Below are 19,563 nucleotides of genomic sequence, written 5' to 3'. Positions count from 1 at the left end.
GACATCAAGAACTGGATCGCCGGATGGAACGCCAACCCCAAACCATTCATCTGGACCAAAACCGCCGAAGACATCCTCGGCTCCATCGGCAGACTTATTCAACGAATTAACGGCGCAGGACACTAGGCGAGGGCGTATCGAAACCACCCCGCGCCCTCACTCCAGCGGACGCGCCCCCAACTCCGACTTGAGCAATTCCAAAGCCACCTGGTCGGGGTCGAGGCGTCGTTCCGGCGGCCCGGACCGCGCGTCCTCGACCATCTCGTCCCGCTCGGCGTCGGTCAGTTCCTCATCCGCCCGCGGCGGCTCGGGCTCCTCGGGCTCCGGGACGGACTCCGGTGTCGGTGCGGGGGCGGCCGACTGATCTCGGCCTCGGCTCGGCCGCGCGTAGGTGGGGCGCTTCGGCGCCGGCTGCGACGTCGGTCGATCTGCTCGTTCCCGCGCCGCAGCAGGTTGTCCACCACCGGCAGGACCGGTGGAGTGCACGCACCGGGCGTCGGCCGATGGTCCGAACACCTCCTGCACGGCGGCGCGGAGGTTGCCGGCGTGCTCGTTGCTCAGTCGGCCCACCAGCATTTCGGTCGCGTGCCCGAAGACGATGGTGGTGCCGTCAACACCCGCGATCGACGCTCCGGAGAGCATCACCTCCAGCACCGGGGTGATGCCACGGGCCGCCGCTCGGATGTCCGACCATCGCGCCTCGACGTCCGCCACGGTCAGTCCGGAATCCTGTTGCGGAGCAGCATCTTTTGCGTCCGCGACGACCGGTTCGACGACGTCCGGAGGCGGCGGCATCTCCTCGTCGGCAGGTTCGTCGGGCAATGGGATATCGTCGTCCACCGGCGACGACGATGGCCGAGCGGGAGGCCGGGGGCTGGTGGGATTGGGCGGAATCGGTTGGGATGCAGCCGGTTGCGGCGCCGCGGGCGGTGGGGACACGGGCGCCGACGACGCAGGCTGCGGCGTGGCCGGCGGTCCTGCTGGTTCGACGGGCTGCGGCTCGTCGTTCTCCGTCGTTTCCGGAGGCGCGACAGGTGGTGGTGGTTCAACGGATTCGACCGGTGCGGGCGGTTCCGGAGTCGCGACGGGCGCGGCGACGGGTTCCGGTTCTGGCCGCCGGGTTTCGGTGGCGGACGTTTCGGTGGCAGACTTTTCGGTGGCGGCCGCATCAGGAGCGGCCGGCGCCGCCTGTTCAGCCCGCGCCGCCGCTTCTTCGGCCGCCTTGCGTTGCGACGGACGCACATACTTCGGGGCCGGCTCCGGTTCGGAGCCCCCGCCTGCCGGACCACCCGCGGTGGCCGGGCCGGAAGCCCCACCGGGGCCGGCGATTCCGGATTCGAGTCGCTCCACCCGCTGCAGCAGGGCGATGTCCTCGCCGGAGGCCGCGGGCAGCAACATCCGGGCACACATCACCTCGAGCAGCAACCGCGGCGACGTGGTGCCCCGCATCTCCCCCAGCGCAGCGTGCACCGTCTCGGCGAAGCGGGTCAGCGACGCCGGGCCGAGCATCTCGATCTGCCGCTGCATCCGGCCGAGCTGATCCCCCGGCGCCTCCACCAGGCCGCGGTCGGCAGCGTCCGGAACAGCTTGCAACAGAATGAGATCCCGGAGCCGTTCGAGCAGGTCCACGGCGAATCGGCGGGGATCGTGGCCGGCGTCGACGACCTTCTCCACCGTGCCGAACAGCTGCGAGCCGTCGGCCTCGGCGAGCGCGTCGATCGCCTCGTCGATCAGCGCGATGTCGGTGACACCGAGCAGGGCGAGGGCACGATCGTAGGTGACGCCGTCGGAGCCGGCACCGGCGAGCAGCTGGTCGAGGATACTCAGCGAGTCGCGGGGCGATCCGCCGCCTGCCCGGATCACCAGCGGGTAGACATCCTGCGCGACAACCACATTCTCGCGGGCGCAGATCCGCTCCAGCAGGCCACGCATCACCGGCGGTGCGAGCAGCCGGAACGGATAGTGGTGAGTCCGCGAACGGATCGTCGGCAGCACTTTCTCGGGTTCGGTGGTCGCGAACACGAAGATCAGGTGCTCGGGCGGTTCTTCGACGATCTTCAGCAGCGCGTTGAAGCCCGCATTGGTGACCATGTGCGCCTCGTCGACGATGAACACGCGATAGCGCGACTCGGACGGGGCGTAGAAGGCGCGGTCACGGAGTTCGCGGGTGTCGTCGACGCCGCCGTGGCTGGCCGCGTCGAGCTCGATCACGTCGAGGTTGCCCGGTCCGCCGGGAGCCAGCGCCACACAGGAGTCGCATTCGCCGCAGGGCGTCGACGTCGGGCCGTGCACACAGTTGAGCGACCGGGCCAGGATCCGCGCCGACGACGTCTTGCCGCACCCGCGCGGCCCGGAGAAGAGGTACGCGTGGTTGATGCGCCCGGCGTCGAGCGCCCGGCTCAACGGTTCGGTGACGTGCTCCTGACCCACGACTTCGGCGAAGGAGGCCGGGCGATAGGTGCGATACAGAGCCACGCGTCGAGAGTACCGGCGGTCGCCGACACCCGGGCGTGCTCCCCCACAGGCTCAGGCGACCGCAGTTCCGCTGCAGATCAGCGGTGGACGCGGGACCGGACCACGGGTCACCGAGCGCATCGTGACGCGGATCGGGCCGCTGGCACGAAGGTCGTCGATGCGGTAGCCGGGGAGATCGTCGAGGCTCGGCTGCCAGCGCCGATGGAAGGTCTCGGTGTGGCCGGTCGGGAAATGCAGCACGGTCACCCACGTGTCGGTGGTGTACGAGAAGAAGCTTTTGCCCACACCCCAGATACTGAACGATCCGGGTCGTCGCGGGTCGGTACGGACCGTCGCGCCCCCGTTGAGTGGGATGTCCACGAAGTGCGGACTGAGCCCCCAGCAGTTCTGGCCGACGGGCTGCGTCCGCACCGCGGCCTGGGCAGGCGCGGCCGCGCCGGTCGACACACCCACCGCGACAGCCGCCGTCGTCAGGGCCACCGCCACGCTGCGACGTCCCATGTGCGGTGCTCCTCACTCCCCCGCACGCCGTCCCCTCACCGAGTGTGCCGCGCCGATCCCGCTTCGGGCGACCCGCTCGATCCGCTTGTTTCTCGTTCGTGATCGCCTCGCAGCACAACGATCGTCGCGATCGACGTCCCCAGGAAGATCACGTTGTACGGGTAATAGGTGAACCATTGCAGCCACTCGATGCCGTGTTTGAAGAACAGCCCGACCAGATAGCCCTCGGTCACCGTCCGGTTCACGAACCAGAACGGATACGCCAGGTACGTGCGCCACGACAGCGCGATCAGGAACAACGCGATCAGACCGGCGGCGATGAGTCCGTATCGGAGGACGCCGCGGCCCGGCGTGCTCAGCAGATGGAGTCCGATCACGGCGAGGGGCACGAACCACACCCAGTGGTGTCCCCACGACATCGGCGAGACGGCGCACGCGGTCATCCCCACGATGGTGACCGCGAGGAGTTCCTGGCCGTGCCGGTGCGCCAGCACGGCGGCGTACATGCCGATGGCCACCGATCCGAGTGCGAGCGCCAGCCAGAGCAGTGTGTTCGGGTCGTCGGAGTTCAACAGGTTGGCGAGCAGCCCGCGTACCGACTGGTTACCGGGCGTCTGTGGGGCGCCGACCCGGTCGGAATCGAACAACGTGCCCGTCCAGTACGCCCACGACTCCCTCGGCAGCACCGCAAAGCCGATGATCATCGTCGCCAGGAACCCGCCGAGGACTCCGACGAAGGACCGCCATTGCCGCAGCAGCGCCAGGTAGACCAGGAAGATCAGTGGCGTCAGCTTGATGCCCGCGGTGATCCCGGTGCCCACCCCGCGCAGTCGAGCACCGTCGGGCCGGGTGAGGTCGGCGACGATGATCAGCATCAGGAACACGTTGATCTGCCCGTACCAGACGGTGGTGCGTACCGGTTCGAACAGCAGGACGACGGCGACCAGCGACAGCGCGATCACCCGCAGCGGCCACGACGCAACCCGACCGAGGCTCTTGAAGCTGAGCATGATGACCAGGTAGAGGGCGACGAAGATGCCCGCCGACCAGATGATCCGTGCGGTCTCGAACGACACCCAGGTGAAGGGCGTGAACAGCAGGATCGAGATCGGCGCGTAGGTGTAGTCCATCTGACCGAGCAGCTTGGCGTCGTAGAGGCTGTCGCCGTCGAGGACGGTCTGCGCACCCGACAGGTACACGTCGAGGTCGAGTTGGTTGTCGAACAGCCCCCAGAACGGGGTGCTGTACGGGACGATCACGTCCTGCAGCCACAGCGCGAGAAGACCGATGAGCACGGAGCCGACGGCGATCAATGTCGGCCGGTGGTGCTTCACTCCTCGCTGGTCTTCACGTGCATCGCGGTGCCGTCATGATCCGCCGGGTCAGGATTCGCGGGATCCGAGCAACGTCTCCGATGCGGCCAGCAGCACGCAGGTCGCGACCCCGTCCATGGCCGTGCGGAGGTCGTCGGTGGTCGGGAAGGTGGGAGCCAGCCGGATGTTGCGATCGAGCGGATCGTTCTTGTACGGGTAGGTGGACCCTGCGGCGGTCAGTGCGATGCCCGCTTCTTTCGCCAGCTCGATGACCCGCCGCGCGGTGCCGTCGATGACGTCGAGGCTGATGAAGTAGCCGCCTTCCGGCTGCGACCACGCGGCGACCTTGGAGTCGCCGAGCCGGTCGTCGAGGATGTCGAGGACCAGGCGGAACTTGGGGGCGAGGATCTCGCGGTGCTTGGCCATGTGCGCGCGCACGCCGTCGGCGTCGCCGAAGAACTTCACGTGGCGCAGCTGGTTGATCTTGTCGGGTCCGATGGTCTTGAACGAGAGGTGCCGTTTGAACCAGTCGAGGTTCTCCGTCGACGACCCGAAGAACGAGACGCCGGCACCGGCGAAGGTGATCTTCGACGTCGAGCCGAGCACGAACACCCGGTTCGGGTTGCCCGCGGCAGCCGCCATCTCCAGGACGGGCAGCGGGGTCGGCGCCTCGTCGACCAGCGTGTGCACCGCGTAAGCGTTGTCCCAGTAGATGCGGAAATCGTCGGCGGCGGGCATCTCCAGCAGACCGCGGGTGACCTCTTCGGTGAAGGTGACGCCGGTGGGGTTGGAGTAGGTCGGCACCGCCCACATGCCCTTGATGGACGGGTCCTTCGCGGTGAGCGCGGCGCACGCGTCCACGTCGGGCCCGGTGGGCAGCATCGGCACCGGGATCATCTCGATGCCATAGGTCTCGGTGATCGAGAAGTGGCGGTCGTAGCCGGGGGCCGGGCAGAGGAACTTGATGGGATCCGCGTTCCACGGCTTGGCCGAGTCGACGGTGCCGCTGAGCAGGGCGAACACCGTGAGGTCGTGCATCAGCTCGAGGCTGGAGTTGCCGAACGCGATGAGATTGGCCGGGTCGACGGCGAGCAGCTCGCCGAAGATCTGCCGGATCTCGGGCAGTCCGACGATGCCGCCGTAGTTGCGGGTGTCGGTGCCGGCCGAGTCGCGGTAGTCGTCGCCGGGCAGCGACAGGAGCGCGTTCGACAGGTCGAGTTGCTCGGGCGCCGGCTTGCCGCGGGTGAGGTCGAGTTGCAGTCCGGCCGCGCACAGGGCGTCGTACAGCTTTCGCAGGTCGGACTGGGTTTCGCGAAGTTGGTCGGCACTCATCGAGTGGTAATTCAACGCGGGGACCTCTCCGTGACACCGGCATCGATCGGGCGGCGCCTCAGGTGTTTGGTTGAGAAATCTGGGGACCCCGCGCACCCGAGAGAGCCCGTTGACCCTTGCTGCCTTCCGGCCCTGGGGGAGTTCACAGGATGCACGCCGCGCGGGATCCGCCGACCAGTGTAACCGCAGCGTCCCGTCACCCGACAAACCGGTCGGCGGCGGGCGCCACAGCACTGCCGATCGCAGAAACCTCACCCGTCGCCGCAGACCTCTGTCGCGCGGAGGGTCGCTGGACACAGGTGGGGTCGTTGTGGTCGACACCGCCCATTTTGGGTTGAGCGGCCCTCGACCGCTACCATCTCGAGTTGGAGGATTCGCCTAGTGGCCTATGGCGCTCGCCTGGAACGCGGGTTGGGTTAACAGCCCTCAGGGGTTCGAATCCCCTATCCTCCGCCACACGATCCGTGGATGCTCTCCCTCGAGAGCTCCACGGATTCGTCGTCAGTGGCCGAGTAGTTTGGGTTCATGACCTACGTAGTGCTGGGCGCGACCGGTGGTCAGGGCGGCGCCGTCGTCGCCGAACTCCTCGAGGCGGACCTTCCCGTCCGCGCCGTGGTGCGTGATCGGAACTCCAAACGCGCGGAAGAGCTCGCGACCCGAGGTGTCGAGCTGGTCGTCGCCGACATGGCTTCCGGTGAGGGATTGGTCGACGCATTCGTGCAGGCGTCGGGACTCTTCGCGTTCACGACGCCGTTCGAGACCGGCGTCGAGGCGGAACTGACCCAGGGCGCCGCGATCCTCGACGCCGCCCGTCTCGCACACGTCCCCTACCTGGTGTTCTCATCGGTGGCCAGCGCCGACCGCGGCACCGGCGTGCCTCATTTCGAGAGCAAGTACCGCGTCGAGCAGGCCCTGGCCGACAGCGGCATCCCGCACACCGTCGTCGGGCCGACGTACTTCTACGACAACCTGCTCGGCGGCGCCGACGCCCTGTCGGCGGGCGTGATGCCGATCGCGATGCCCGCCGACAAAACGCTGCAGCAGTTGTCGCGGCGAGATCTGGGGCGCTTTGTCGTCGAGCTGTTCAAGGACCCAGCCACATTCGCGGGCGAGCGGATCGACGTCGCATCCGACGCGGTGACCCCCGATCAGATGGCCGCCACCCTGTCGTCACTCCTCGCCAAGGACGTGCACGCCGAAAGCTTTGACCCCGAACGTATCTCGTCACCGGACATGAGTGCGATGTTCGGGTTCCTCGGCCGCGAGGGCTATAGCGTCGACATCCCGGCGTTGCACAGCCGCTTCCCCGACGTCCGATGGCAGTCGTTCGCCGAGTGGGCAGCGGTGCAGTTGGCGGCGTGAGCCGTCGGCCGTGCTCGACGAAACGTGGAGGACCGTGCGCACATTCACCTCGGACGGATTGACGTTCCCGGTCACCGTCCACGGCCCGGACACCGGCGAGCCGATCGTCCTCCTGCACGGCTTCCCCCAGGATTCGACATCGTGGGCCGCGACGGCCGGCCTCCTCGCCGAGGCCGGGCACCGCGTGCTCGTGCCGGACCTCCGCGGTTACTCGCCCGGCGCGTGCCCGCCCGAGCGGTCCGCATACGGGATTCACCGTCTCGTCGGGGATGTGATCGCTCTTCTGGATTCGGCGGCACTCGACGACGCGCACGTCGTCGGCCACGACTGGGGCGGATCTCTGGTCTGGACGATGCGGAGGACTCATCCGCACCGAATGCGGTCGGCGGTGGTCGTGTCGACGCCGCATCCGGCCGCACTGGCATGGGGATGGTTGCACAGCGGACAGCTCCTGCGCAGTTGGTACATGGGCGCGATAGCGCTGCCCGTGGTGCCGGAACTCGTCATGCGGCACGGCGTCGCACGCTTTCTGGCGAAGACGGGTCTTCCGGTCGACCGGGCGCGGCACTATCAGAACTTGATGAATACCGATGGCGTCGCAACCGGCGCCCTCAACTGGTACCGACAGATGCTGGTCGAGCAGGTTCGCCGGCCGGTCCGTCCCGCTCCTCCGGCTGACGCCTCGATGCCTCCCACCATGTACATCTGGGGACGGGAGGATCCGTTCTTCAGTCCGTCCGTCACCGAGCGCACGTCGCGCGTCGTCGACGACGTCGAACTCGCGGAGTTGGACGGCGGCCATTGGCTGCCCGAGACCCACCCGACGGAGCTGGCGGAGCTGATCGGCCGGCGGGTGCGCGACACGTAAGTGTGTGCGAGCTCGCCGTCAGTTCACCGGAAACCGCAGGTCCATCGGCGCAGCCGGCCCGAGGGACAGCACCGCGAGCGCTTCGGGACCAATACCGGGCCGGAACCTGACCTGTGCGCCCAGAACGTCGCGGCCGCTGCCGATCTGCCGTAGGTCGACGTCGGCGATGTCGACACGGCGCATCGCGTCGGTGCCGTTCATGTTCGTGGTGGACGTTCGCATACTCAGCACGCCCTGCCCGTCGACGACGCGGATCACCGGGTCGGCGAGCGCGATCTCGGCGAGGTGGAAGCGGCTGAATGCGACGACGGTTCCGCGGTACCGCAACACACCGCTGCCAGCGGTGACCGACTCGTCGACGAGATCGAACGTCATCCGCCCGGCGTCGTCGATGTCGGCACCGTCGGTGCCGTAGATGCCGCCCTGCACATCGTCGGTGATCGTCCGATGGAAGCCGGGCGAGTAGCCCCAGAGCAGGTTGCGGGGCGCGGGCACGGGAGTGTTCGGGCCGGGCTCGGCCGAATAGTCGACCGGTACCGACAGTTCCTGTGCGGCGTTGGTAGCCCCGGCGGCGCCGTAGGTGTAGACGCCGTAGCGCGCACCCGCCGGGATGTCGGCAGGGGTGCCGGCCTGTAGGCGAGCGGTGAAGGCGCCGTCGCGTTCGAGCGGCACCCACTGCTGACGGATGGTGCGTCGCATGTCGAATGGCACGTCGGGCACCTGCGCCAACGCGTCCGCCGACAATGCCCACTGGACACCGAGTCGATCGGTGGCACGCGCGGATTCCGGGGCACCGGCCGACGGTTTCCAGTCCGGGGCGAACGCGCCGAAGGCGATGAACGTCCCGTGCGGCACACCGGGCGGGACCGGCAGCGGCAGTCCATCCCGATTCGCGTTCGGATCGAATCCTCGGCCCCTGACCACGAGTTCGTCACCCGGGTGGACGGTCGTGTCGCCGAGCGGCGTGACGCCGTCGGCGAGAAAGACGTCGATATGCGGCCGGAATGTCGGCGCCGCGGAAGCCGACGCCGACAGTGTCGCCGATGCCACGACTGCCGTGCAGGCAGCCATGAGCAGGACCAGGAACCGAAACGAGCGAGCCATGTAGGGCACCCTAACTGCGCACGATTCCGAGCGGGAGGGACTTTCGGCCTGAATGTTTTGGACAAGACCGGGGGGTTTCTGTAATCGCCCCGGCCTCTGGTTCAACTAGCGAGTTACAGCATCGCGTGAACGTGGCCACCAGATTATCAGCCGGGCACGCTCGGGCACGAATCGATCAATGGGAAGGTAGTGGAGTGCTGTTCCCGACGCTGACCCCCGCCGCACCCGACCTCGCCGACGCCATCACCATCGGCGACGACCGACTCTCCCGCGAAGATCTCGTCGGCGCGGCGACGGCGGTGGCCGAGCGGATCGGGGGTGCGCACACTCTCGCCGTCCTCGCGCGGCCGAGCACCGACACGGTGCTGGCACTGGTGGGATGCCTCATCGCCGGTGTTGCCGCCGTGCCCGTTCCGCCGGATTCCGGGGCCCGCGAACTCGAGCACATCCTGTCCGACTCTGGGGCACAGGCGTGGCTCGGCGCCGCGCCGGACGAGCCGACGCTGCCGGTGATCCCGGTGCGCCGCTACGCCCGCTCGTGGCATCGGCATCCGGAGCCGCCGGAGTCATCGACCGCGTTGATCCTCTACACATCCGGTACCACCGGCCTGCCCAAGGGGGTACCGATCACGCGGCGGGCCATCGCCGCCGGGCTCGACGCACTCGCCGACGCGTGGCAATGGACTGCCGACGACACTCTGGCACATGGCCTTCCGCTGTTCCATGTACACGGACTGATCCTCGGGGTGTTGGGGCCGCTGCGTCGCGGGGGTCGCCTGGTTCACACGGTGCGGCCGACTCCGGAGAACTATGCCGCCGCAATGGATCGTGGTGCGACAATGTATTTCGGTGTTCCGACGGTGTGGACGCGGATGGCCGCCGATTCCGCGTCCGCGCAACGCCTGTCATCGGCACGGCTGCTGGTGTCCGGTAGCGCGCCGCTACCGGTTCCGGTCTTCGAGAGCATCCGTTCCCTGACCGGCCACGAGATCGTCGAACGCTATGGCATGACCGAGACGATGATCACGGTCAGCACCCGCGCCGACGGTGAGCGTCGGCCGGGTTGGGTCGGCCTCCCGCTGCGCGGCGTCGAAACCCGTATCCGCGAGGGCGACACCGACCTCCCGCACGACGGCGAGACGGTCGGCGATCTGCACGTGCGTGGCCCGATGATGGCGTCGGGTTACCTGAACCAACCCGAGAAGTCGGCTGAATCATGGCTCACCGACGGATTTTTCGCCACCGGCGACGTCGCCGTCATCGATCCCGACGGGATGCACCGCATCGTCGGACGTCGCGCGACCGACCTGATCAAGTCCGGCGGCTACCGCATCGGCGCGGGCGAGATCGAGACCGTCCTCCTCGGCCATCCGGCCGTCGACGAGGTCGCGGTGATCGGCGTGCCCGACGACGACCTCGGCCAACGGATCGTCGCCTACGTCGTCGGCGGCAGCACGTCCGAGACCGAATTGATCGAACACGTCACCACCGAACTGTCACACCACAAGCGCCCCCGGGAGATCCGCTTCGTCGACGCCCTCCCCCGCAATGCGATGGGCAAGGTACAGAAGAAGCTGCTCCACTGAGCATTCTGTACCCCAACGTAGTTCGTCCCCCAGGTCTCGCTTCATCCGCCGGCTGCAGCAGGGGGAGGAAGCGAGACCCGGGGGAGGAACGGGGACGGGGCGGGTCGGGGCTCAGCCGACGACCGACGGCTCCGGAAAACCACCCGCGTGCAACACCGACGACGGCAACCGCCGGCCGAAAAGGTCCTCGAGCCAGTGGCCCGCCTCGCGGAGCCGGTCGGTGTCCAACCCGTGCCCGACACCGGTGCGATCGAGGGCATAGGCAAGGTCGTCGGTGGCGATGTTTCCGGTCGCGTTCGGGGCGAACGGGCAGCCGCCGATGCCGCCGAGGCTGGCGTCGAGCACGGTGACTCCCGACTCGACCGCGGCCAGGGCGTTGCCGATCCCACACGCACGCGTGTCGTGGAAGTGCGCGCGCAGCGCAACTCCCGACGGAATCAGCGCGGCCGCGACGGCGAAGCGTTCGCGGACGTCGGCCGGAACCGCGACACCGATGGTGTCGGCGAGGGACAGCTCGGTGGGCGGCTCCACCATGACCCCTTCGAGCACAGACCGCAGCCGGTCGACGGACACCTCGCCCTCGAACGGGCAGCCGAACGCCACCGCGATCGTCAGGTTCGCGGTCACGCCGGCGTCGCGCGCCGTCCGCGCGATCCGATGCCAGATGGCCACGCCACCGTCGACGTCGGTGCCCTGATTGCGGTTGCTGAAGGTGTCGGTGCAGTGAACCACGGCGTTGATCTCGCTGACCCCGGCCGACAGTGCGCGGTCGAGCCCACGTTCGTTGAGCACCAGGGCGCTGTAGGTGACGCCGTCGACGTCCGGCAGCCCGCGCACCACGTCCTCGGCGTCGGCCATAGCCGGCACCTTCTTGGGGTGGACGAAGCTGGTGACCTCGACGTTGCGTGCGCCGAACCCCACCGCGCGACCCACGAGTTCGAGCTTCTGGTCGGTCGACAACGACACCTTTTCGTTCTGCAGACCGTCGCGCGGCGCGACCTCGACGATCGTGACCTGCCGATCGGCCATGGTGTCGACACTCATGACCTCACCCTAGCGAGTCGGTTCTCTCCCGCACCGCCATCGGTGAGGGCATAAATTGTGGACATGCAGATCGTGCGCTCCGGCGCCCGCCGCCGGATCGGGATCGTCGTGTTCGACGGCGTGAAGATGCTCGACTTCACCGGGCCCGCGGAGGTGTTCGTCGAGGCCAACCAGTTCGGCGGCGACTACGAGGTCGTCATCATGTCTCCCTCGGGCGGTGATGTGGCGACGTCGGTGGGGGTGCGGGTCAGCACCGATCCGGTGAACGGCTCGGGCCGGTTCGACACCGTGATGATCGCCGGCAGCGAGATCGCGCCGCCGTTGTTCGTGACACCGGAGTTGATCGCCGCCGTATCCGACCTCGCCGGACGCACCCGCCGCCTCGCGTCGGTGTGCACCGGTTCGTTTGTGCTCGCCCAGGCCGGGCTACTGGACGGCCGGTCGGCGACGACGCATTGGAAGTTCACCGCCGACCTGGCGCACCGCTTCCCCGCGGTCCGGGTGGACTCCGACGCGATCTACGTTCGCGACGGTGACGTCTACAGTTCGGCCGGCGTGGTGGCCGGGATCGACCTGAGCCTGTCGCTCGTCGAAGAGGACTACGGCGCCGAGGTGGCACGGCGGACCGCTCAAGGGCTCCTCGTCTACATGCAGCGCGGCGGCGGTCAGTCGCAGTTCTCGTCGTCGCTCAGCGGGCCGCCGCCACGCACCAGCCTGGTCCGCCGGGCAACCGATCATGTTCACGCGAATCTCCATCTGCCGCACACGGTTGCGAGCATCGCGGAGCATGTGAACGTCAGTGCGAGGCAACTGACCAGACTTTTCCGAGACGAACTCGGCACCACTCCGGCCGGCTTCGTCGCCGAGGCCCGGTTCGCGATGGCCCGCGACAAACTGCACGCCGGTTTCACCGTGACCGCCGCCGCCCACGCGGCCGGCTACGGCAGCGCGGAGGTGATGCGCCGGGCGTTCGTCACCCGGATCGGCATCTCCCCCCGCAAGTACCAGCGCCGGTTCTCCTCCACCCGGGCTGCCGCCGGATGAGGTGAGCACCAGCAGAGATGTCGCAAATGGGGGTGTTTGTGGCGCATCAAGTGGGACCGCAGAGCGAGCACGGCGCGCAGACTGACAGTGCTGGTCACCTCGTCATCACTCTGCGAAGGAGCACCCCATGCCCACCATCACCACCTCCGACGGCGTCGACATCTTCTACAAGGACTGGGGTTCCGGTCAGCCGATCGTGTTCAGCCACGGATGGCCGCTGTCGTCCGACGACTGGGACGCGCAGATGATGTTCTTCCTGGAGCACGGTTATCGAGTGGTGGCCCATGACCGTCGCGGTCACGGGCGGTCCGCTCAGGTCGCCGACGGTCACGACATGGACCACTACGCCGACGACATGCGTGCGGTCGTCGAGCATCTGGATCTGACCGACGCCATCCACGTCGGCCATTCCACCGGCGGTGGCGAGATCGCCCGCTACCTCGCCCGGCACGGCGTCGACCGCGCCGCCAAGGCGGTCCTCATCAGCGCGGTGCCGCCCATCATGGTCAAGACCGACAGCAACCCCGACGGACTGCCCAAGGAGGTCTTCGACGACATCCAGACGCAGGTCGCGCAGCGTCGAGCGGACTTCTTCTGGGAGTTCGCCGCCGGACCGTTCTACGGCTACAACCGCGACGGCGCCGAGCCGTCGCAGGGTGTCATCGCCAACTGGTGGCGCCAGGGAATGATGGGCGGCGCCAAGGCGCACTACGACGGTGTGGTCGCGTTCTCGCAGACCGACTTCACCCCCGACCTGGAGAAGATCGAGATCCCGGTCCTGGTGCTGCACGGCGAGGACGATCAGGTGGTGCCCTACCAAGACGCCGGAGTCCGCTCGGCCGAGTTCTTGCCGAACGGCACACTCAAGACCTACCCCGGCTACCCTCACGGTATGCCGACCACCGAGGCCGCAACCATCAACGCGGACATCCTCGAGTTCATCAAGGGCTGATGGCCATCGAGGTTCGCCCGGCGACCCGCTTCGCCGACGTCCGCGCGGTCGTCGGGCCCAAGAGTCCCGACGCCAACGTCTGCTGGTGCCTGAGTTATCGGATTCCGAACAAGCTCAATCAGCAGCTCGCCCGCCAGGAACGCGGCGAGTATGTGCGGAAGTTGGTGCGGCGCAAGCCCGCGCCGGGCGTCCTCGCCTACGACGGTGACGAGGTGGTCGGTTGGGCGGCGGTGGCACCGCGCGCCGACACCTCGTTCGCCGGCAACCGCAAGATCCCCCACGTCGACGATCTCGATGTCTGGTCCGTGTGGTGTATCAGGGTCCGTCCCGGCCACCGCAAACAGGGCATCTCCCACGCCCTGCTGGCCGGCGCTGTCGACTTCGCCCGCGACCACGGCGCCCCCGCGATCGAGGGCTACCCGGTCGACAACAAAGGCGAGAAGGTCGACCTGACGATGGCCTACGTCGGCACGCGGAAGTTGTTCGAGGACGGCGGCTTCGAGTGGGCTGCCGACACGACGTCGGTGCTCAACCGGTTTCCGCGGGTGCTGATGCGGCGCGATCTCGGTTAGCCGGCGAGCGCGGTGGTCGTCGGAGTGCCCGCTGGCCGGCGAAGTAGGTCCACGATCCGGGACCAACTGTCGTCGCCGTGTTCGCGTGCGACTGCCGTGCTCGCCAGGTCGTACATGAGCGCGGGAAGACGTTCGTCGAGCCCGGCGTCCCGCGTGGCGGCGACGATGTGTCCGAGCGCAGCGGCCTCCATGGCGATGCTGTCCTCGATGCCCGGATGCTGTCCGGCATCGACGTCGGCGGCCAGTCCCTCGAAGGTCGCCGGGAGGATGTCCAGCATCTCCTTGGCCTTCGGCACGAAATCGGTTGCGCTGGTGCCGGTTGCGGTGACCATCGCAGCCGCGTGCAGGAAAGCCGTCATCGCGGTGAAGAAGATCTCCAGCATGGCGGTGTCGAAAGTCGATGCCAGGCCGGGATCGTCACCGACGTACTCCGAACGCGGCGCAAAGGTCTGCAGCACCGCGCGGTGACGGTCGACGAGGTGTCGGGGGCCGCTGTAGAGCACCAGCGCACCCGGCGTCCCGATCACCGGCGTGGGCACCATGATCGCGCCCGGAAGCACGTCGATCCCCTGCTGCTCGGCCCATCGGGCGGTCTCCCGAGCGTCGTCCGGCGTCGACGAGGCGAGGACGACGACCGTGGTGTCGGCGAACGCCGACGCCGGGATGGTCTGCAGGAGGTCTCGCGTGGACTGGTGATCACGAAGACACGTGATGACCAGTCGCGCTTCTCGCACAACGGTTTTCAGGTCGTCTCCGACGGCGGCACCGTCGTCGGCGAGGGGCTCCGCTTTGGCGCGGGTACGGTTCCACACCGTGAGCGGAACGGACGCGGCGAGCATGGCACCGGCGAGGGCCGTCCCCATCGGGCCGAGCCCTATCAATGCGGTCTGATCGAGCTGAGCTGGTGTCGATGTCGTCATGTTTCCATGGTCGACGCGTACCGCCGCGACGACAAGTACCCACTATATTGTGGGGTACTTACCTTGAGGTGGGTGTCACGACCAGGACGGGTCACCCGCGAAGAGGACGTAAGGAGGACACATGCCGGAGTTCATCTGTGGTCTCGATGCGGCGGTGGCGGTGATCGGCGGCAAGTGGAAGCCTCTGATCCTGTGGGCCCTGAGCGTGGAGCCGCGCCGCACCGGCGAACTGCGGCGTGAGCTCGAGGGAATCTCGGAAAAGGTTCTCACTCAGCAGCTCCGGGAACTGGAACGGGATGGCATCATCAACCGGGAGGTGCATCAGGAGGTGCCCCCGAAGGTGGTGTACAGCCTCACGCCGATGGGGGTGACCCTGGACCGGGCGATGGCGTCGCTCGGCGATTGGGGCGAACAGCACATGGCGGCGATCAGCGCGGCGCGGAGGACGTAGTCGGCGGTATGTCGACTCAGACGAGTTCCGACAGTGCACAGGCGGGCACGTGAATCCAGCCCTCACGCAACGCGATCGGCCGATCCCCGTCGTCGGGGAGAGTGGTGCGCCCCAGCGCCGCGGCGCGCGCGATGAACGCGGTGACGACGGCGTCGAATGCGTTGTCGTCGGTGACGAGCAGCTCGCGGTGTCCGGCGACGTCGAACCAGGGTGCACGCTCGGCGAGGTCCCGATACGACGCCGCGAGCACGGACCGTCGTGCCGGACCCTTGTAGCCGCGGTGGGTGAGGTCCCAGTGTCGAAGTGCCGCAGCCGGGTACGCCTCCACGGCCCGGCCGTCGACGCGATCCGACACACCGAGGTCGGCCAGCAGGCCGACACACCGGAACGCGACGTGCGCGATCTGATCTGCGGACACGCTCAGCGGGTTCCCCAGCTTCGCAGACATGACGTGGCGGTCGGTCCGGCGGTAGGCCAGTGGTCGGCGCTGCTCGATGTCGTCGAGGTGGCGTCCCGGTCGGAGCTGTCCGCGATGTTGGGCGACGACGAGGTCGACGAAGTCGTCGGGCCAGCCGAACGGTGCGTCGATCCCGATCCGGTCGGCCCCTGCGGTCAGGTCGAGGATCCGCGCGTCGTCGGCGGGCATCACGAGATCCGTCAGCCGCGCTGCACCGGTCGACCAGTCGACCACGGCAACGGCTGTCCGCGCCGGGGACGCCGCGAGATCGATTCCGACAGTGCGCATTTCACCTGCCCTTCCCCGGCCCTGAGGAGCGAGCTTGCGAGCGTCCCCCGGCCCCTGAGGAGCGAGCTTGCGAGCGTCACGAAGGGAGCAGGTGGTCAGAACTTCCCGTCGAGGAACTCGGCGTAGGCCGGCAGGTCGAGCTGACCGTGTCCGGACAACCCGATCACCACGACCTCCTCTTTGTCACTGTTCGCGACGTGTGCGGCGCACGCGGCGATCGCATGCGTCGACTCCGGGGCCGGCACGATGCCCTGGGTCCGCGCGAACTGCACACCCGCGCTGAACGCGTCGTGCTGGCTGATGGCGACTCCCTCGACCAGTCCGAGTTCGACGGTGTGGCTGAGCGCCGGCGCCATGCCGTGATAGCGCAGTCCGCCCGCGTGGATCGGGTCGGGCACGAAATCCATTCCCAGCGTGTGCATCTTGAGCAGTGGCGTCAGGCCGGCGACGTCGCCGTGATCGTAGCGGTATTCGCCCTGGGTGATCGACGGGCACGCGGCGGGTTCGGCCGCGACGATTCGCGGGTTCGACCGGCCGTGGATCTTCTCCCGCAGGAATGGGAAGGACAGCCCGGCGAGGTTGGAACCACCTCCGGCGCAACCGAACACCACGTCAGCGCCACTCTCGACCTCGTTGAGCTGGGCGACCGCCTCCTGCCCGATCACGCTCTGGTGCAACACCACGTGGTTGAGGACACTGCCGAGGGCATAGCGCGCCTCGGGGTCGGCCGCCGCCACCTCGACGGCCTCGCTGACCGCCATGCCCAGACTGCCGGTGGTGTTCGGGTCCTTGGCGAGCATCGCACGTCCCGACTCCGTCAGGTCCGACGGCGACGGATGCAGCGTGCCGCCGTAGGTGCGGATCAGGTGGCCGCGGTAGGGCTTGGAGTCGTAGGACGCCCGGACCTGCCACACCTCGATGTCGATGCCGAACTGGGCGCCGGCGAATGCCAGCGCACTGCCCCATTGGCCGGCGCCGGTCTCGGTGGTCAGCTTCCGCACGCCGTCGACGCTGTTGTAGTAGGCCTGCGCGACGGCGGAGTTGGTCTTGTGGCTGCCGACCGGGCTGACACCCTCGTACTTGACGTAGATGTGCGCCTTGGTGTTGAGCGCCTCCTCGAACCGGCGGGCGCGGATCAGCGGCGACGGCCGCCACATGCGGTAGATCTCGCGGACCGGTTCGGGGATCTCGATGTAGGGCTCGGTCGACACCTCCTGGGCGATGAGCCCGCCCGGGAACAGCGCGACCAGGTCGTCCGGACCGACCGGTTCCTTGGTTCCCGAGTGCAGATGGGGCGGGATCGGGGTCTCGAGTTCGGCCGCGAGGTTGTACCAGTGCGTGGGCACCCCCACGGTGACCAGCTCGGGGTTGGTGGCGTCCACGTTCATCGTCATGGGGCCACGATAGCGGCCGCCCCCTACGACCTCCGCCGCGCCGCCGACGTAGCTTCCTCCGCTTGTTCGAGCTCGTCGATCAGGGTTCGGGCGTCGTGGGGTCCGCGATGGCGGTGTCCGTTGAGGAAGAAGGTCGGGGTGCCGCGGGCGCCACTGGCGAACGCGCTCTGTTCGTCGGCGGCGATGACCGTCGCGATCTCCTCGCTCTCCAGGTCCGCGACGAACTGGTTCACGTCCAATTCGAGGCGTTCGGCGTAGACGATCAGGTGCTCGGCCTCGAGTTCGGCCTGGTTGGCGAACAGCACGTCGTGCATCTCCCAGAACTTGCCCTGCCGGGCCGCCGCCTCTGCCGCGGTCGCGGCGAGCATCGCGTGCGGGTGGTAGTCGAGCAGCGGTAGGTGACGCACGATGTAGCGGACGCGGTCCCCGAAGTGCGCGTGCACGTCGTTCCACATGCCGGTGGTGCGGGCGCAGAACGGGCATTCGAAATCCAGGAACTCCACCACGGTCAGCGGCGCGTCGACCGGGCCGCGGATGTGGTCGACGACGAGGTCCACCGGCGGATCCAGCGTCACCGGCAGGTCGGCCGACGTCTCACCCCATTTCACCCGGGCACGGGTGAAGATCAGCCAGCCCAACAACGTCGCGCCCACCATGGCGGTGAGCACACCGACGGTCGCCTTGGCGGCGTCGTCGCCGTCGGTGAATGCCAGCCCGACGATGAGCAGGGAGACGGTGAAGCCGATTCCGGACAGCGCCGCGCCGCCGAGGATGCTGCCCGGCCCGACGCCGTCGGGCAGCTTGCCCAGGCCGGCTCGGATCGCCAGCCACGTTCCCAAGGCGATGCCGACGAGCTTGCCGAAGACCAGCCCGATCACCACACCCCAGGTGATCGATGACGTGAACGCCTCCGCCAGCACACCGCCGCCCAGGTCGATCCCGGCGTTGGCCAGCGCGAACACGGGCACGACGAACAGCGACACCGGGGCGCGCAGCACATCGTGCAGGCGTTCGTTGACCGAGATCGACCGGGCGAGGCCGCGGCGCGCAGTCCGTGCGACGGTGGCCTCCGGCGACTGCCAGTAGGCGCGGAACAGGGTTTTGGCCCGTTCCACGTGACCGCGTTCGGTCGGTCGCGCGGGTACCAGCAGGCCCGCGGCCATGCCGGCCAGCGACGGGTGGACGCCGGAGTCGAGGGTGGCCACCCAGACGATGATGACGAGCAGCACGTACGGGGTGCTGCGCCATTCGGACGTTCTCGAGAGCAGCCACAATCCGATCAGTCCGGCGAGGGCGACGAGCAACGGAACGATCTTGAGGTCCTCGGTGTAGACGACGCCGATGATCGAGACGGCGAGGAAGTCGTCGACGACGGTGAGCGTCAGCAGGAAGATCCGCAACTGATTGGACATCCGCGGGCCGACGATCGCGAGGGCGCCGAGCAGGAAGGCGGTGTCGGTGCCGACCACCACACCCCATCCGTCGACGGCATCGCGGCCGGCGATCGCGAGGTAGACGAGCGCGGGCACGATCACCCCGGCCACGCCGGCGGCCATCGGCACCATCGCGCGACGTCGGTCGCGCAGGGACCCGACGGCGAATTCCTGCCGCACCTCGAGTCCGATGACGAAGAAGAACAGGACCATCAGGCCGTCGTTGACCCAGTGATGCAGTTCCATCTCGTAGTCGTGCTCGCCGAACACCACACCGAGGTGGGTGTGCCACAACTCTTCGTACGAGTCACCCATCGGCGAGTTCGCCCAGAGCAGCGCGACCATCGTCACGGCGACCAACAGCGCGGCGCTCCCGGATTCGGTGCGCAGCCACTCGCCCATCCGTCGGGCCTTCACCACCACCTCGGCCGCTCCTCTCGAGTGCGACCGACCGGCGGTCACATCCG

The 19,563-nt window shown here is 68.2% G+C and carries 17 protein-coding genes, 1 tRNA gene and 1 other RNA gene; 8 read left to right on the top strand and 11 right to left on the bottom strand.

Annotated elements, in window-relative coordinates:
* Nucleotides 1–156: 156 nt before the first annotated feature.
* The 5 genes from V1Y59_RS22955 to ffs all read right to left on the bottom strand — a co-directional run bounded on the left by V1Y59_RS22955 (nucleotide 157) and on the right by ffs (nucleotide 5,793).
* Complete coding sequence (locus tag V1Y59_RS22955; protein WP_330507346.1) at nucleotides 157–2,475, bottom strand: DNA polymerase III subunit gamma and tau; 2,319 nt, start codon at nucleotides 2,473–2,475, stop codon at nucleotides 157–159.
* A 51-nt stretch (nucleotides 2,476–2,526) separates the two neighbouring features.
* Nucleotides 2,527–2,976, bottom strand: coding sequence for a hypothetical protein (locus V1Y59_RS22950; protein WP_330507345.1), 450 nt, complete (start codon nucleotides 2,974–2,976; stop codon nucleotides 2,527–2,529).
* Nucleotides 2,977–3,011: 35 nt separating this feature from the next.
* Nucleotides 3,012–4,310, bottom strand: coding sequence for a glycosyltransferase 87 family protein (locus V1Y59_RS22945; RefSeq protein WP_330507344.1), 1,299 nt, complete (start codon nucleotides 4,308–4,310; stop codon nucleotides 3,012–3,014).
* Nucleotides 4,311–4,358: 48 nt separating this feature from the next.
* Nucleotides 4,359–5,636, bottom strand: coding sequence for an aspartate aminotransferase type Ic (locus V1Y59_RS22940; RefSeq protein WP_330507343.1), 1,278 nt, complete (start codon nucleotides 5,634–5,636; stop codon nucleotides 4,359–4,361).
* 62 nt (nucleotides 5,637–5,698) lie between these two features.
* An RNA gene (ffs, locus tag V1Y59_RS22935) (signal recognition particle sRNA small type) lies at nucleotides 5,699–5,793 on the bottom strand.
* A 195-nt stretch (nucleotides 5,794–5,988) separates the two neighbouring features.
* Between ffs and V1Y59_RS22930 the strand changes: the two genes are divergently transcribed.
* The 3 genes from V1Y59_RS22930 to V1Y59_RS22920 all read left to right on the top strand — a co-directional run bounded on the left by V1Y59_RS22930 (nucleotide 5,989) and on the right by V1Y59_RS22920 (nucleotide 7,851).
* Nucleotides 5,989–6,077: transfer RNA gene (locus tag V1Y59_RS22930), tRNA-Ser, on the top strand.
* A gap of 69 nt (nucleotides 6,078–6,146) precedes the next feature.
* On the top strand, nucleotides 6,147–6,983 hold the full coding sequence (locus tag V1Y59_RS22925; protein WP_330507342.1) for an NmrA/HSCARG family protein: 837 nt from the start codon (nucleotides 6,147–6,149) through the stop codon (nucleotides 6,981–6,983).
* A 34-nt stretch (nucleotides 6,984–7,017) separates the two neighbouring features.
* On the top strand, nucleotides 7,018–7,851 hold the full coding sequence (locus tag V1Y59_RS22920) for an alpha/beta fold hydrolase (RefSeq protein WP_330507341.1): 834 nt from the start codon (nucleotides 7,018–7,020) through the stop codon (nucleotides 7,849–7,851).
* Nucleotides 7,852–7,869: 18 nt separating this feature from the next.
* Here the strand turns inward: V1Y59_RS22920 and V1Y59_RS22915 are convergent, their stop codons facing one another.
* Nucleotides 7,870–8,955: an HtaA domain-containing protein gene (locus V1Y59_RS22915; RefSeq protein ID WP_330507340.1), complete on the bottom strand. Its 1,086-nt coding sequence runs from the start codon at nucleotides 8,953–8,955 to the stop codon at nucleotides 7,870–7,872.
* 194 nt (nucleotides 8,956–9,149) lie between these two features.
* Between V1Y59_RS22915 and V1Y59_RS22910 the strand changes: the two genes are divergently transcribed.
* Nucleotides 9,150–10,541, top strand: a complete 1,392-nt coding sequence (locus tag V1Y59_RS22910) for an acyl-CoA synthetase (protein ID WP_330507339.1) — start codon at nucleotides 9,150–9,152, stop codon at nucleotides 10,539–10,541.
* A gap of 111 nt (nucleotides 10,542–10,652) precedes the next feature.
* On the opposite strand, the gene V1Y59_RS22905 is transcribed toward V1Y59_RS22910, so the two are convergent.
* A complete protein-coding gene (locus V1Y59_RS22905; RefSeq protein WP_330507338.1) occupies nucleotides 10,653–11,585 on the bottom strand; it encodes a hydroxymethylglutaryl-CoA lyase in 933 nt (310 codons plus the stop codon).
* Between the two features lie 63 nt (nucleotides 11,586–11,648).
* Between V1Y59_RS22905 and V1Y59_RS22900 the strand changes: the two genes are divergently transcribed.
* From V1Y59_RS22900 to V1Y59_RS22890, 3 genes are all read left to right on the top strand, one after another.
* A complete protein-coding gene (locus V1Y59_RS22900; RefSeq protein ID WP_330507337.1) occupies nucleotides 11,649–12,629 on the top strand; it encodes a GlxA family transcriptional regulator in 981 nt (326 codons plus the stop codon).
* 127 nt (nucleotides 12,630–12,756) lie between these two features.
* Nucleotides 12,757–13,581 (top strand): alpha/beta fold hydrolase, encoded by an 825-nt coding sequence (locus V1Y59_RS22895; protein WP_330507336.1) that lies wholly within the window; start codon nucleotides 12,757–12,759, stop codon nucleotides 13,579–13,581.
* Entirely contained in the window at nucleotides 13,581–14,153 is a 573-nt protein-coding gene (locus tag V1Y59_RS22890) for a GNAT family N-acetyltransferase (RefSeq protein ID WP_330433385.1), read from the top strand. Before V1Y59_RS22895 ends, V1Y59_RS22890 begins: the two co-directional genes overlap by 1 nt.
* Here the strand turns inward: V1Y59_RS22890 and V1Y59_RS22885 are convergent.
* Complete coding sequence (locus V1Y59_RS22885) at nucleotides 14,150–15,073, bottom strand: NAD(P)-dependent oxidoreductase (protein WP_330507335.1); 924 nt, start codon at nucleotides 15,071–15,073, stop codon at nucleotides 14,150–14,152. The two genes, V1Y59_RS22890 and V1Y59_RS22885, sit on opposite strands and share 4 nt — an antisense overlap.
* A 121-nt stretch (nucleotides 15,074–15,194) precedes the next feature.
* Between V1Y59_RS22885 and V1Y59_RS22880 the strand changes: the two genes are divergently transcribed.
* Entirely contained in the window at nucleotides 15,195–15,524 is a 330-nt protein-coding gene (locus V1Y59_RS22880; RefSeq protein ID WP_330433387.1) for a winged helix-turn-helix transcriptional regulator, read from the top strand.
* Nucleotides 15,525–15,540: 16 nt separating this feature from the next.
* On the opposite strand, the gene V1Y59_RS22875 is transcribed toward V1Y59_RS22880, so the two are convergent.
* The 3 genes from V1Y59_RS22875 to nhaA all read right to left on the bottom strand — a co-directional run bounded on the left by V1Y59_RS22875 (nucleotide 15,541) and on the right by nhaA (nucleotide 19,519).
* Nucleotides 15,541–16,269 carry a DUF429 domain-containing protein gene (locus tag V1Y59_RS22875; RefSeq protein ID WP_330507334.1) on the bottom strand — a complete coding sequence of 243 codons (729 nt, stop codon included), beginning with the start codon at nucleotides 16,267–16,269 and terminating at the stop codon, nucleotides 15,541–15,543.
* A gap of 95 nt (nucleotides 16,270–16,364) precedes the next feature.
* The gene (locus tag V1Y59_RS22870) at nucleotides 16,365–17,663 is read right to left on the bottom strand and encodes a TrpB-like pyridoxal phosphate-dependent enzyme (protein ID WP_330507333.1); all 1,299 of its coding nucleotides are present in this window, start codon (nucleotides 17,661–17,663) and stop codon (nucleotides 16,365–16,367) included.
* A 23-nt stretch (nucleotides 17,664–17,686) separates the two neighbouring features.
* Nucleotides 17,687–19,519 (bottom strand): Na+/H+ antiporter NhaA, encoded by a 1,833-nt coding sequence (gene nhaA, locus V1Y59_RS22865; protein ID WP_330507332.1) that lies wholly within the window; start codon nucleotides 19,517–19,519, stop codon nucleotides 17,687–17,689.
* Nucleotides 19,520–19,563 lie beyond the last annotated feature (44 nt).

Origin of the sequence: Gordonia prachuapensis (assembly GCF_036350515.1) — a bacterium.
Classification (GTDB): Bacteria; Actinomycetota; Actinomycetes; order Mycobacteriales; family Mycobacteriaceae; genus Gordonia; species Gordonia prachuapensis.
Note: the sequence above shows the minus strand (reverse complement) of the source record. Positions and strands in the feature narration are given on the sequence as shown.

Excerpts from the sequence above, each read along its gene's own strand:
- V1Y59_RS22895 (WP_330507336.1), top strand. The coding sequence starts at position 12,757 with ATGCCCACCATCACCACCTCCGACGGCGTCGACATCTTCTACAAGGAC.
- V1Y59_RS22875 (WP_330507334.1), bottom strand. The coding sequence starts at position 16,269 with ATGCGCACTGTCGGAATCGATCTCGCGGCGTCCCCGGCGCGGACAGCC.
- V1Y59_RS22900 (WP_330507337.1), top strand. The coding sequence starts at position 11,649 with ATGCAGATCGTGCGCTCCGGCGCCCGCCGCCGGATCGGGATCGTCGTG.
- V1Y59_RS22885 (WP_330507335.1), bottom strand. The coding sequence starts at position 15,073 with ATGACGACATCGACACCAGCTCAGCTCGATCAGACCGCATTGATAGGG.
- V1Y59_RS22905 (WP_330507338.1), bottom strand. The coding sequence starts at position 11,585 with ATGAGTGTCGACACCATGGCCGATCGGCAGGTCACGATCGTCGAGGTC.
- V1Y59_RS22890 (WP_330433385.1), top strand. The coding sequence starts at position 13,581 with ATGGCCATCGAGGTTCGCCCGGCGACCCGCTTCGCCGACGTCCGCGCG.
- V1Y59_RS22925 (WP_330507342.1), top strand. The coding sequence starts at position 6,147 with ATGACCTACGTAGTGCTGGGCGCGACCGGTGGTCAGGGCGGCGCCGTC.
- V1Y59_RS22915 (WP_330507340.1), bottom strand. The coding sequence starts at position 8,955 with ATGGCTCGCTCGTTTCGGTTCCTGGTCCTGCTCATGGCTGCCTGCACG.
- V1Y59_RS22950 (WP_330507345.1), bottom strand. The coding sequence starts at position 2,976 with ATGGGACGTCGCAGCGTGGCGGTGGCCCTGACGACGGCGGCTGTCGCG.
- V1Y59_RS22870 (WP_330507333.1), bottom strand. The coding sequence starts at position 17,663 with ATGACGATGAACGTGGACGCCACCAACCCCGAGCTGGTCACCGTGGGG.
- V1Y59_RS22880 (WP_330433387.1), top strand. The coding sequence starts at position 15,195 with ATGCCGGAGTTCATCTGTGGTCTCGATGCGGCGGTGGCGGTGATCGGC.